Source organism: Bordetella tumulicola, from assembly GCF_054779135.1.
In genome coordinates this window covers 322,954-335,092 of record NZ_BAAGYU010000003.1, presented here as the reverse complement: position 1 = coordinate 335,092, position 12,139 = coordinate 322,954, and the positions used below count along the sequence as shown (strand labels likewise).

The following is a 12,139-nucleotide window of genomic DNA, read 5'->3' as shown; positions in this document are numbered from 1 at the left end:
GGCACAAGGTGTGTCGGCTCTGTCCGGTATTTGGCGTGTGTTCATGCGGGTTGACTCCCCATGCAGGGGCGTCGTGGCGCATAGCGCGTTTTGCGGTTCAATGCGGGGTGTCGAGCGCCCGGCCGTGACCTTCCTGGCCAATTTGCTCTTGCAGGGCGGGATTGGCAGACATGTTGCGGCGACTCCAGCGCATGAACAGCACCATCAGGATGGCGACCAGCAGGCCAAACAGCACGATCACCGTGTTGATCGGGATTTGCAGCCACAGCATCAGGGTGTACATGGCCACCATCAGCAGAATATTGAGCTGTTCATTGAAGTTCTGAACGGCAATGGAGTGCCCGGCCGATAGCAGGACATGGCCGCGGTGCTGCAAGAGGGCGTTCATGGGCACGACAAAGAATCCGGCAAGCCCGCCTGTCAGCAACAGGAGAGCGTAGACGGCCCAGGTCGCTTTGACCAGTGGCATCAACAGCACCACCAGGCCCATCAAGGCGCCCACTGGCAGCACGCACAAGGCTTTGCGCAGCGGGATGCGCCCGGCCAGAATAGAGCCCACAACCGTGCCGACTGCCGCCACGCCCATCAACATCGAGGCCTCATCCAGGCGGTATCCCAGGTGGCGTCTGCCCCATTCGATGACGATCAATTGCAAGACGGCGCCGGCGCCCCAGAAGAGCGTGGTGACGGCGAGCGAGATTTGACCCAGCTTGTCATTCCACAGGACTCGCACATAGCTGGCAAAGGCCCTGGTCAGTTTGATGGGGTTTTTTTGTTGCGGCGGGTAGCGCACGTGTGTGTGCGGAATCAGCAGGTTGCACAGCGACGCCAGCAGATACACAAAGGCAATGACCAAAATGGCCGCCTCTGCCGGCGTGTGCACCCATTTGCCGATAAATTGGTGATCCAGCAACACGAGCGAAGCAGCAGGAGAAATCAGGACGCCGCCCAGGACGGTACCCAGGATGATGGAGAACACCGTCAGGCCCTCGATCCAGCTATTGCCCTTGACCAGCATTTCGGGCGGCAGCATTTCGGTGACGATGCCGTATTTGGCCGGGGAGTACGCCGCGGCGCCCACGCCGACCAGCCCATACGCCAAGCAGACCAAATAGGTCTGGTATTGCTCGGAAACCCCTAGATTGGCATACAGGAACATCATCAGGCAGCCGCAGATCTTGAGGGCGTTGGTGGCGAACATCACCCGCCCTTTGGGGAAGGAGTCGGCCAGTGCGCCAACGAAAGCGGCCAGCACCACGTAGGACAGTGCGAATGACCACTTCATCAGCGGCGCCATCCAGTCAGGGCCATGCAATTCCAGTATCAAGGCGATCGCTGCAATGAACAGCGCATTGTCCGCCAGAGACGAGAAGGCCTGAGCAGCCATGACCAGATAAAACCCACGTTTCAAAAGACAATCCCCGGTGGCTGCCGGTCTGCTGGCAGCGGTGAAAAATCTGTATCGTATGGAAAAAAGTGTCAGCGAGTATAGCGTCTGGCGCGTGAGGCCGGGCGTTATTGTCGATTCCTGACTAAGCGCATCGACGGGCTGGGGTATCATACGAACCACATCTGATTCGCCATTTTTGGCCCTGCGGGCCAGTCTGGCATTCCCGGTTTTCCATTCCGGGTTTGTCATGGGTACGGCAGGTCTGTTCAACGCGTTTCGTTTAACCCCACCCGTCCGTCATCGTACAGTGCGCCTTACACAACTAAAACTCGCCGGATTCAAATCATTCGTCGATCCTACCGTGATCCCCGTCCCCAGTCAGTTGGTCGGCGTGGTGGGTCCCAATGGCTGCGGTAAATCCAATATTATCGATGCCGTGCGCTGGGTGCTGGGCGAGGCCAAGGCCTCCGAGTTGCGTGGCGAGTCCATGCAGGACGTGATTTTCAACGGATCGGGCCATCGCAAACCCGCCGGGCGCGCATCGGTCGAAATGGTATTCGACAATAGTGAAGGGCGTGCCGCTGGCCAATGGAGCGCGTATTCCGAGATCGCGGTGCGTCGCGTGTTGACGCGCGACGGTACCAGCAGCTATTACGTCAACAATCAGCAGGTTCGGCGTCGCGACATTCACGACATTTTCCTGGGCACCGGCCTGGGTGCGCGTGGCTACGCCATCATCGGGCAGGGCATGATCAACCGCCTGATCGAGGCGCGCCCCGAAGAGCTTCGCGTTTTCCTCGAAGAGGCTGCGGGCGTCTCGCGCTACAAAGAGCGGCGCCGCGAAACCGAAAACCGTTTGTCCGATACCCGCGAAAACCTGACACGGGTCGAAGATATCCTGCGCGAGCTGGGCTCGCAGGTGGAAAAACTCGAGGCTCAGGCCGAGGTAGCTCGGCAATACCGTGGATTGCAGGCCGATGGCGAAAAGAAGCAGTTCGCCCTGTGGCTATTGAAAGAAACCGGTGCGCGCGATGAGCGCCAGCGCAAAAACCAGGAGATGGCCCAGGCCCAGACGAACCTGGAGGCGGCCATCGCAGGGCTGCGCGCGGGCGAACTCGAGCTGGAATCACGTCGCCAGGCCCATTACGCGGCCAGTGACGCCGTGCACACGGCACAGGGGCATCTATACGAGGCGAACGCGCAAGTCAGCCGCCTCGAGGCCGAAATTCGTCACGTCGTGGATTCGCGCAACCGTCTGCAAGCACGCCGGGATCAATTGCAGCAACAGATTGCCGAATGGGAGTCCCAACAAGCGCACTGTATCGAGCAGATCGCACAGGCCGAAGACGACCTGGCGACCGGCGCGGCCCGCACCGAAGAGGCCCGCGCGCTAGCCGAGGAGGCCCAGGCCAGCCTGCCCGATACCGAGTCCCGGGTACGGGATGCCGCCGCCTCGCGCGACGAGATGCGCAGCGGGTTGGCACGCGTCGAGCAACACCTGGCGCTGGCGGCGCAAACCCAGCGCGATGCCGACCGCCAGTTGCAAAACCTGGAGCAGCGCCGAGAGCGCTTGCAGCAGGAATTACGCGAACTGCAGGCGCCGGATCCTGTCCGGCTGGAGCAACTGGCCGGCGACCGTGCCATGGGCGAGGACCAACTCGACGAGGCCCAGGAAGCGTTGGCGACGCTGGAGGGTCAGGTACCTGAGGCGGACGCCGAGCGTAGCCGCGCCCAGAACGCCGCCCAGCAAGACGCGCAAAGCCTGTCACGACTCGAGGCTCGTTTGGCCGCATTGGCCAAACTCCAGGAAGACGTCCAGAAGCAGGGGACGCTCGAGCCTTGGCTGACCAAGCACGAGCTGACCGGTCTGGCGCGCTTGTGGCAAAAACTGAATATCGAGCCGGGCTGGGAAAACGCCCTCGAAGCCGTGTTGCGCGAGCGCATGACGGCAATGGAGGTGCGCAACCTGGACTGGTCGCGTGCCTTTGCCGAGGACGCACCACCCGCACGCCTCGCGTTTTACCAGGTGCCGGTCGCGGCCCCCGCGCCGGCCGCGCCATCGGGCCTGACGCCGCTGTCGAGTCTATTGCGCGTGACGGATCCCGATCTGCGCACCATGCTTAACGCGTGGCTGGGCAGCGTGTATATCGCCGACGATATCGGCCAGGCCCTGGCCCTGCGCGCCACTTTGCCGCCCGGCGCGGTATGTGTGGTGCCGGCGGGCCATTTGGTCGATGCCCATAGTGTGCGGTTTTATGCGCCAGACTCCGAGCAGGCCGGCATGTTGGCACGCCAACACGAAATCGAGAACCTGCAGCGCGAAATCAAGGCGCACCAGTTGATCTCCGATCAGGCGCGTGCTGCCGTGGCGCGTGCGGAAAGCATCTGGCAACAGGTTTCGCAAGCGATCGCGCCGGCACGTCAGCGTGTGGCCGAAGTCACGCGTCGGGTGCATGACATCCAGCTTGAGCATTCACGCTTGCAGCAACAGGCCCAGCAGTCCGGTGAGCGTGCCGAACGCCTGCGTCAGGATCTCGCAGAAATCTCGGCGCATGAAGAAGACCTGCGCGCGACTCGCGAAGAGGCCGAAGCCCGATTCGAGACACTGGACGAGGAACTGGCCGACCATCAATCGCGTTTTTCCGATGCCGAGATCGCCGGTGAAGACCTGGCGGCACAAGCCGAGGCGGCGCGCGCCCGACTGCGTGAGCTCGAACGTGCCGCTCAGGAGGCCGAGTTCGCCGAGCGCGGCGTGCAGTCGCGCATCGCGGATCTGCAGCGCAATCGACAATTGGCCATTGATCAAAGCCAGCGCGGAGCCATCGAGCTCGAGCAATTGCAGGCCGAGCTGGCCGAGTTTGACGAGACCGCTTCGCAAACCGGCCTGCAGGACGCGCTCGAAGCCCGGGCCGAGCGCGAGGAATCCCTGACGCTCGCACGCCAGGAGCTCGATAATTTGGCGGCCTTGCTGCGCGGGGCTGACGAAGACCGGATGCAACAAGAGCGTACGCTCGAGCCGTTGCGTGCGCGTATCACTGAATTGCAATTACAGGAGCAGGCCGCTCGCCTGGCCGAAGAACAATTCACCGAGCAGCTCAATGCCCGCGAGGTCGATCGCGAAACCTTGGCCCGAGAATTGTCCAATCAGCCGGAAGAATGGCGCCGGGCCAACTGGCTGCAGTCCGAGGTCGGTCGCATTTCGCGTCAGATCGAGAGCCTGGGCTCCGTCAACCTGGCCGCCCTGGACGAGTTGAATGCGTCTCGCGAGCGCAAGGAGTTTCTGGCTGCTCAGCAACAAGACTTGCTGACGGCCATCGATACCCTCGAAGACGCTATCCGCAAGATCGATCGCGAAACACGCGAGTTGCTGCAGGCCACGTTCGATACCGTCAATGGCCATTTTGGTGAACTGTTCCCTCGGTTATTCGGGGGTGGCGAGGCCAAGCTCTCCATGACGGGCGACGAAATCCTGGACGCCGGCGTGCAGGTCATGGCGCAGCCCCCGGGCAAGCGCAACAGTACGATTCATTTGCTGTCGGGTGGGGAAAAAGCCCTGACCGCGACGGCATTGGTATTTGCCCTGTTCAAGCTCAACCCCGCCCCATTCTGCCTGCTGGACGAGGTGGATGCCCCGCTGGATGACGCTAACACCGAGCGCTATGCCAATCTTGTCAGAAGCATGAGCGAGCAGACGCAGTTCTTGTTTATCTCGCACAACAAGATTGCCATGCAGATGGCAAAGCAACTGGTGGGCGTTACCATGCAAGAGCAAGGGGTTTCGCGTATCGTTGCTGTTGATATTGACTCGGCCGTGCAAATGGCCTCCGAAGCCGCATAACCACTAATAACGGAATGGCGCTGCTTGCTGGCGCAGGATTGACACATGAGTAATTTGCAGATCGGTCTGATTGTCCTGGGTGTACTTCTGATACTACTGGTATTGGGTTTCAACTGGTGGCAAGACCGTCGTGCGCGCAGTCGTATGCAGGCACGGTTCCCCACCTCGGAACAGGATCCCTTACTGAGTGACGGTGAGGGGGCGGTACGTTCGAGCGCAGACGCCAAACGTCGGGAACCCGGTATGGGTCCGGAGCATGTCGCGGCAGCCGCGACTGCCGCCGCCGCTGCACCTGCGAATGACGTGGACGACACCGAAGAGCCCGATCCCGGTTGCGAAGTGGTGATTGAGATTCACCTCGGCGAGCCGATGCTTGGCGCCGAGTTGCTGCCGGCCATACAGGGCGTGCATCAGGTGGGGACCAAACCCGTGCGTGTGTTTGCCACCACCGAGGCGGGTCGTCATCGTGCCCGTATTCATCCCGAAGAGTCGTACGCGTCGTTGCAACTGGCGGCACTCCTGGCCAATCGCAGCGGGCCTTTGACGGCGATCGAGTGGTCGCAGCTCTGGGCGCGTGCCCAAGAATTGGCGGACCGTTTCGAGGCTACGATCGAAGGGCCGGATCAGCAAGTCGTGCTCGAGCGCGCCGTCAAGCTGGACGAACTCTGTGCGGCACTGGATGCCCAGGTTGGACTGACGTTGTTGCTGCGCGAGCCGCGATCCACGATCGACGTAATCAGCGTGGCACGAGAGTTGGGTTTCGCCGTGGACAATACGCGTTTGCTCTGGCTGACTGATACTGGCGCGACACGCTTTACGTTGTCGCGTGGCGATGGGGCAGGTTTTGACGATGGCATGGCTGCCGTCAGTCGTCTTGTGCTGCTGCTTGATGTGCCGTGCAGCCCGGCCGATTCGCGCGCGTTTGGGCGTATGGTCGATGTGGGCCGGGATCTGGCCGCGCGGTTGCAAGCCGAGTTGGTGGACGATCAAGGCAGACCCGTCGTCGACGGCATGGAAACGGGCATTGACGAGCAACTGCAAACGTTGTTCAGCAAGCTGGATCAGGCTGGACTGCCTGCAGGCAGCGTGCGCGCACAACGGGTGTTTGCTTGATGGCTGAGCACGCCAGCGCCACACAAGCGGCGCAGCGGGCGAGCGAGCTGCGTCACGAGATTGAACAGCATAACGTGCGCTACTACGTGCACGATGCGCCCGCCATTTCCGATGCGGACTACGACGCGCTGATGCGCGAGCTCGTCCAGCTCGAAACAGATCACCCCGAATTAGTGACACCCGAGTCGCCCACGCAGCGCGTGGGGGCGGCGCCCGTCGCGGCGTTTGGCAGCGTACGGCACGCCGTGCCGATGCTGTCGCTGGGTAACGCCTTCGAGTCGGATGACGTGCACGCGTTTGACCGCCGCGTATCCGATACGCTGCGCGGCGCGGGGTTGTTGCGGCCAGACGAATCACCCGCCTATTTTTGTGAATTGAAGCTCGATGGCTTGGCCATCAGCGTGCGATACGAGAACGGAGTGCTGGTACAGGCCGCCACCCGGGGTGACGGTCAGACGGGCGAAGACGTCACCGCCAATATTCGTACGATACGCACGATCCCTCTGCGCCTGAAGGGCGCCGCGCCGCGTGTGCTGGAAGTGCGTGGCGAGGTCCTGATGAATCGCGCGGAGTTCGAGCGCCTGAATCGTAGCCAGGCAGCGCGGGACGACAAGGTATTTGTCAATCCACGCAATGCCGCGGCCGGTAGCTTGCGTCAATTGGATCCGCGCATTACGGCGCAACGCCCCTTGCGGTTTTTTGCCTATAGCTGGGGCGAAGTCCAGGGTTTGCCCGAAACGCAGGCAGAGCGGTTCGAAGAATCCACGGGTAACGCCCGTCGGGAATCGACGCTGCCATACGACACGCATGGCGCCATGCTGAGCTGGTTGGCGACATTGGGCTTGCCCGTCAATACGCAACACAATCACCGCGTCACCGGGGCCGAAGGCTTGCTGGCGTTCTACGAGCAGGTCGGCCGCGAACGGCCCGGTCTGGCGTACGACATCGATGGGGTCGTCTACAAGGTCGACTCCCTGCCGGCCCAAAAGGTACTAGGTTTCGTCGCGCGTGCACCGCGCTTTGCCGTGGCGCACAAATTCCCCGCCGAAGAAGCCTCCACGCGGTTGCTGGATATCGAGGTCCAGGTAGGCCGTACGGGTGCGATCACGCCGGTGGCTCGGTTGCAGCCGGTGTTCGTCGGGGGCGTTACCGTGACCAACGCGACCCTGCACAACGAAGACGAGATCCGTCGCAAAGACGTACGCATAGGTGACACCGTGATCGTACGGCGCGCTGGCGACGTGATTCCGGAAGTCGTAGCGCCGGTGCTCAGTCAACGGCCCGAGGACGCACGTGAGTTCGTCATGCCGACCCGATGCCCCATCTGCGATTCGGCGATCGAGCGTACGGAAGACGAGGCGATCGCCCGTTGTACCGGGGGCCTGTTTTGTGCCGCCCAACGCAAACAAACGCTCTGGCATGCGGCCGGCCGCAAGGCACTGGATATCGATGGTCTGGGTGAAAAACTGGTCGATCAATTGGTCGACAGTGGGCGCGTGAAATCGTTGGCCGATCTCTATAGCCTGACCGCTTTTGAGTTGGCCGCCCTGGATCGTATGGGCAAGAAGTCTGCCGAGAATCTGGTGCAGGCCATTGACAAGGCGCGTACGCCTTCGCTGGGGCGTTTGCTGTTTGCCCTGGGCATCCGTCACGTAGGCGAGACGACCGCGCGCGATGTGGCGCGTCACTTTGGCAGCATCGAGAGCATCATGGATGCTGACGAGGAGGCCCTAGTCGGCGCACCCGATGTGGGGCCCGTTGTGGCTGCCTCTATCCGCCGATTCTTTGCCGAGGCGCACAACCGCGAAATCATCGATCTGCTCACAAAGCAGGGCGTACACCCTGTTGCCGAAGCAGGACCGCAGGGCAACGCTCTAGCGGGCAAGACATTCGTCTTGACCGGCACGATGCCCAACTGGACACGCGACGAAGCCACCCGTCACATCCTGGCCGCAGGCGGCAAGGTCAGCGGCTCTGTCTCCAAGAAAACCGCTTACGTGGTGGCGGGCGAAGACGCCGGCAGCAAACTCACCAAAGCGCAGGAATTAGGTGTGACGGTGTTGGACGAGGATGCCCTGAAAGCCTTGCTGGGCGTTTGAGCTTTCTGAATCATCGTTGTTTTTTGAAATTCTATCGTTTTGCGCAAGTCTTCTGAGCGAGATATCGGCTTGGCTTTTGATTGAATGCAATCAATCACGCCTCGCCTCAACCATCAAACAAAACACCCCAAAAATCGGACAAATATCCAACCTTTGGGGTGCAGGTTCAAGCCTGGCCGCAGCCAGGCATATCGCCGCTTTACTTGATCGTGGCTTTTTCGCGCAGTTCTTTCTGGTACTCGCCCAACGTCTGTTGACGCAGCATTTCTTCGAGTTGCGGGCGAACTTGATCCAGCGGCGGGAACTCCACCGGACGGGTGTCTTCGACCTCGATGATGTGCCAGCCGAACTGCGTCTGTACGGGTTTGTCGGCTAATTGCCCCTTCTTTAGGCTGCTGACGGTGTCGGCAAACGGTTTGACGTAGTTGGTGGGGGCAGCCCAACCCAGATCGCCGCCCTTGGCGCCACTGCCGGGATCCTTGGAGTTTTTCTTGGCCAGATCGGCGAACTTGCTTTTGTCGGCCTTGATCTGGGCGAGCAGATCGTTGGCGGTCTTTTCGTCTTCGACCAGGATGTGGCGAACCTTGAATTCCTCTTGGCCGGCCTGTTGCTTCTTGGCCTTGTCGTATTCAGCCTGGATTTGCTTGTCGGTGACGGGGTGCTTTTGCAGGTAGTCGGCCATCAGGGCGCGTACCAGAATGCCTTCGCGGGCCAGCGCGATCTCGGTCTCGGTATCGGCCTGTTTGGCGATGCCGGCTTTTTCGGCGGCCTGGACGAAGATCTGGCGATTGATCATTTCCTGCTTGACCTGTTCGCGCAATTGGGGCGAATCCGTCGCGCCCTGGCTGACCAGCAGTTTGACGAATTGATCCAGACTTTGCTGAGAGATTGCCTTGCCATTAACGGTAGCGACGTTCTGCGCAAAGGCGGGAATGGCGACCGCACAAGCGGCGGCCAGCATCACGATGCGTTTCATGGGTTTCCTTTAGGGATTTGTCAGAGGAGCTTGGGCATCAAGCGCAAGCGCATGGATGGGAAAAGGGATCAAATCTTGCAAAAGATCATACACCAGGCGGTGTCGCGCCACCGGCGACAAGCCGGCAAAGCGTACGGAAACGATACGCACATGGTAGTGCCCCGCGCCGCCCTCGGCACCTGCATGTCCCGCATGTAGATGTGAGTCGTCGCGGATGTCCAGCGCCGTGGGTGCCAGCGGCGCCAGGCGGGTACGTATCAGTGCAATGCGGTCAGTGGTGTCAGTCATCAGTAGAGCAATCAAGCACGGGAAAAATGGCCAAACATGAGGGGCCGAACCTAAGCAGGTCAAACCCAAACAGGCGAGTCAGCCGTAAAACGCCCGGCATGCCGGGCGGGAAATCAGTCCTTGCCGATTTCGCGCGGGGGTGTCTCGCCAGCCTCTGGCTGAGTGGGATGCTGCATATGTTTGCTCAGCCACAGCGACTGGCCAATCACGAAAACCAGCAACAGCCCCATCAATCCGAAGACCTTGAAATTCACCCACTGGGACTCGGTGAAATGGCCGGAAAACGCCACGTACAAATTGATGGCGCCTGCCGCTAAAAAGAACAAACCCCAGCTCAGGTTCAGTTTGTCCCAGGCGGCGTCGGAAAGTTCAATTTGACTGCCCAGCAAGCGCCGCATGATATTGCGGCCAAATAATTTTCCGCCCAATAACGCCGCACCAAATAGCCAGTACAAGACGGTGGGTTTCCACTTGATAAAGACATCGCTGTGTAGCCACAAGGTCGCACCACCAAAAATGACAATCACCGAGATGTTGACCCAGTGTGTCATTTCGATACGCTTGCCTGTGGCTCGTAACCAAATCAGTTGGGCAACCGAGGCCGCAATGGCCACCGCCGTCGCCGTATAGATATCGGCGTAGCGATACGCGACAAAGAAAAGAATCAGCGGGAACAGGTCAAACAGAAATTTCTTCATCAGTCTTCGATGGGTTCGAATTTGAGCGATACCGAATTAATGCAATAGCGCAGCCCGGTGGGCTCGGGGCCATCCGGAAATACGTGGCCCAGGTGGGAATCGCAGATATTGCACAGTACTTCGGTCCGGACCATACCGTGGGCCGTGTCGCGCTCTTCGCGCACACGAGCGGGGTCGATCGGCTCGAAATAGCTCGGCCAGCCACAACCCGCATCGAACTTGGTGTCCGACGCGAATAGCGGGGTACCACAGCCGACACAGCGGTAGATCCCCAGCGTAGTGGTATTCCAGTAACGCCCCGTAAAGGCACGCTCGGTCCCTTTTTGACGGGCCACCGCGTATTCTTCGGGGGTGAGTTGCGCACGCCATTCGGCGTCAGTTTTGTTGACTTTGTCCATATCTACTCTTTGAGTCCGCGTATAGGAATAGGTTCGATCAACGGCTTCGGGCATAATTTCGCCCCATGTTAATCGAGTTTGATCAGACCGTTGTTGCCACGCCGCATTCCCAAGCCCTGCGGGGCGTGAGTGTGGCTATTGATCAGCGCCGTGTGGGCGTGGTTGGCCCCAATGGCGCGGGCAAAAGCACGTTTGCCAAACTGCTCAATGGTTTGGTGTTGCCCACGGCGGGACGGGTGACGCTCGACGGGCTGGATACCCGTCGCGATCTCAAGGCGATACGCCGACAGGTGGGATTCGTCTTCCAGAACCCCGAAAACCAGATCGTGTATCCCATCGTGCGGGAGGACATGGCTTTTGGCCTGAAGGCACAGCGCCTGCCGGCCGACGAAAGCGCCCGCCGCATACAGGCCAGCCTGGACAGTCTGGGTGTCGGGCATTTGGCGGACCGAGCCAGCCATATGCTCTCGGGCGGCGAATGCCAGTTGGTCGCGCTGGCCTCGGTATTGGTGATGCAGCCGGCACTGGTGGTCTTTGACGAGCCCACGACGCAACTGGATTTGCGTAATCGCAATCGCGTCAGTCGGGCAATCGCCGGATTGACGCAGCAGGCGATCGTCGTCAGTCACGACCTGGAGTTATTGCAAGACTTCGATCGTGTCCTGGTCGTGGTCGATGGCCGCATTGCCGTCGACGATACGCCCGGCGCTGCATTGCGCTGGTACCGAGAGCACTGCGCATGATGATCGAACCCTTATATTTACCGGGCAATAGCCTGTTGCACCGGCTGCCGGCCGCGCCCAAATTGGCCGCACTGGTGATCGCCGGCATTGCGCTGTTTGCCATGCACAATGTGTGGCTACTGGGTACGGCGGCGGTCGTATCGGGCGTGCTGATCAGGTCGACAGGTGTCAGCGCCGCGGCCTTGTGGCGCCAGGTTCGCGGTCTGGTCTGGATATTGGTGTTGATCGGCGTCTTTGCCGTGGTTTTCCAGAGCTGGCAGCAGGCGGCAGCCGTCTTGTTGCGCATTGCGGCGCTGGTGGGCCTGGCCTTGGCCGTCACGCTATCGACCCGAACGTCGGACCTGATAGCGGCCTGCGAGCGCGCCTTGTTGCCCCTGGAACGCCTAGGGTGGGTGAATGCCGGCAAGATCTCGCTGGCAATGGCGCTGACATTGCGTTTCGTGCCCGAAATCTGGCGCCACTATCAGGAAATCCGCGAGGCACAGGCTGCGCGTGGCCTTGCCCGGCATCCGTTGGCGCTGATCGTGCCGCTGGTCGTGCGCACGCTGAAACGGGCGCAGCAGGTGGCACAGGCTATCGACGCGCGCAGCTAATCC

The 12,139-nt window shown here is 60.8% G+C and carries 10 protein-coding genes; 5 read left to right on the top strand and 5 right to left on the bottom strand.

Going from position 1 to position 12,139, the window contains the following annotated elements; genetic code table 11:
* Positions 1 to 97 precede the first annotated feature (97 nt).
* Positions 98 to 1,411, bottom strand: a complete 1,314-nt coding sequence (gene lplT, locus ACYVDM_RS01555; protein WP_415792315.1) for a lysophospholipid transporter LplT — start codon at positions 1,409 to 1,411, stop codon at positions 98 to 100.
* 286 nt (positions 1,412 to 1,697) lie between these two features.
* Here lplT and smc point away from each other — a divergent pair, with 286 nt between their 5' ends.
* The 3 genes from smc to ligA are packed head-to-tail and all read left to right on the top strand — an operon-like array spanning position 1,698 to position 8,440.
* Complete coding sequence (gene smc / locus ACYVDM_RS01550; protein WP_415792497.1) at positions 1,698 to 5,228, top strand: chromosome segregation protein SMC; 3,531 nt, start codon at positions 1,698 to 1,700, stop codon at positions 5,226 to 5,228.
* A 45-nt stretch (positions 5,229 to 5,273) separates the two neighbouring features.
* Positions 5,274 to 6,341 (top strand): cell division protein ZipA C-terminal FtsZ-binding domain-containing protein, encoded by a 1,068-nt coding sequence (locus tag ACYVDM_RS01545; protein WP_415792316.1) that lies wholly within the window; start codon positions 5,274 to 5,276, stop codon positions 6,339 to 6,341.
* Positions 6,341 to 8,440: an NAD-dependent DNA ligase LigA gene (gene ligA / locus ACYVDM_RS01540; RefSeq protein ID WP_415792317.1), complete on the top strand. Its 2,100-nt coding sequence runs from the start codon at positions 6,341 to 6,343 to the stop codon at positions 8,438 to 8,440. The genes ACYVDM_RS01545 and ligA overlap by 1 nt, the downstream gene beginning before the upstream one ends.
* A 199-nt stretch (positions 8,441 to 8,639) precedes the next feature.
* Here ligA and ACYVDM_RS01535 read toward each other — a convergent pair whose 3' ends face one another.
* The 4 genes from ACYVDM_RS01535 to msrB form a co-directional block, all read right to left on the bottom strand.
* The gene (locus ACYVDM_RS01535; RefSeq protein ID WP_415792318.1) at positions 8,640 to 9,416 is read right to left on the bottom strand and encodes a peptidylprolyl isomerase; all 777 of its coding nucleotides are present in this window, start codon (positions 9,414 to 9,416) and stop codon (positions 8,640 to 8,642) included.
* Positions 9,417 to 9,425: 9 nt separating this feature from the next.
* Positions 9,426 to 9,704: a BolA family protein gene (locus ACYVDM_RS01530; protein ID WP_415792319.1), complete on the bottom strand. Its 279-nt coding sequence runs from the start codon at positions 9,702 to 9,704 to the stop codon at positions 9,426 to 9,428.
* 113 nt (positions 9,705 to 9,817) lie between these two features.
* Positions 9,818 to 10,402 (bottom strand): septation protein A, encoded by a 585-nt coding sequence (locus ACYVDM_RS01525; protein ID WP_415792320.1) that lies wholly within the window; start codon positions 10,400 to 10,402, stop codon positions 9,818 to 9,820.
* Positions 10,402 to 10,800, bottom strand: coding sequence for a peptide-methionine (R)-S-oxide reductase MsrB (msrB, locus tag ACYVDM_RS01520; protein ID WP_415792321.1), 399 nt, complete (start codon positions 10,798 to 10,800; stop codon positions 10,402 to 10,404). The genes ACYVDM_RS01525 and msrB overlap by 1 nt, the downstream gene beginning before the upstream one ends.
* Before the next feature lie 65 nt (positions 10,801 to 10,865).
* Between msrB and ACYVDM_RS01515 the strand changes: the two genes are divergently transcribed.
* Both ACYVDM_RS01515 and ACYVDM_RS01510 read left to right on the top strand, forming a co-directional pair.
* Positions 10,866 to 11,543 carry an energy-coupling factor ABC transporter ATP-binding protein gene (locus tag ACYVDM_RS01515; RefSeq protein ID WP_415792322.1) on the top strand — a complete coding sequence of 226 codons (678 nt, stop codon included), beginning with the start codon at positions 10,866 to 10,868 and terminating at the stop codon, positions 11,541 to 11,543.
* Positions 11,543 to 12,136: an energy-coupling factor transporter transmembrane component T family protein gene (locus ACYVDM_RS01510; protein ID WP_415792498.1), complete on the top strand. Its 594-nt coding sequence runs from the start codon at positions 11,543 to 11,545 to the stop codon at positions 12,134 to 12,136. Before ACYVDM_RS01515 ends, ACYVDM_RS01510 begins: the two co-directional genes overlap by 1 nt.
* Positions 12,137 to 12,139 lie beyond the last annotated feature (3 nt).

Bases quoted from the DNA above. Each gene is read 5' to 3' on its own strand.
- ACYVDM_RS01545 (WP_415792316.1), top strand. From the start codon at position 5,274: ATGAGTAATTTGCAGATCGGTCTGATTGTCCTGGGTGTACTTCTGATA.
- ligA (WP_415792317.1), top strand. From the start codon at position 6,341: ATGGCTGAGCACGCCAGCGCCACACAAGCGGCGCAGCGGGCGAGCGAG.
- ACYVDM_RS01535 (WP_415792318.1), bottom strand. From the start codon at position 9,416: ATGAAACGCATCGTGATGCTGGCCGCCGCTTGTGCGGTCGCCATTCCC.
- ACYVDM_RS01530 (WP_415792319.1), bottom strand. From the start codon at position 9,704: ATGACTGACACCACTGACCGCATTGCACTGATACGTACCCGCCTGGCG.
- ACYVDM_RS01525 (WP_415792320.1), bottom strand. From the start codon at position 10,402: ATGAAGAAATTTCTGTTTGACCTGTTCCCGCTGATTCTTTTCTTTGTC.
- msrB (WP_415792321.1), bottom strand. From the start codon at position 10,800: ATGGACAAAGTCAACAAAACTGACGCCGAATGGCGTGCGCAACTCACC.
- ACYVDM_RS01515 (WP_415792322.1), top strand. From the start codon at position 10,866: ATGTTAATCGAGTTTGATCAGACCGTTGTTGCCACGCCGCATTCCCAA.
- ACYVDM_RS01510 (WP_415792498.1), top strand. From the start codon at position 11,543: ATGATCGAACCCTTATATTTACCGGGCAATAGCCTGTTGCACCGGCTG.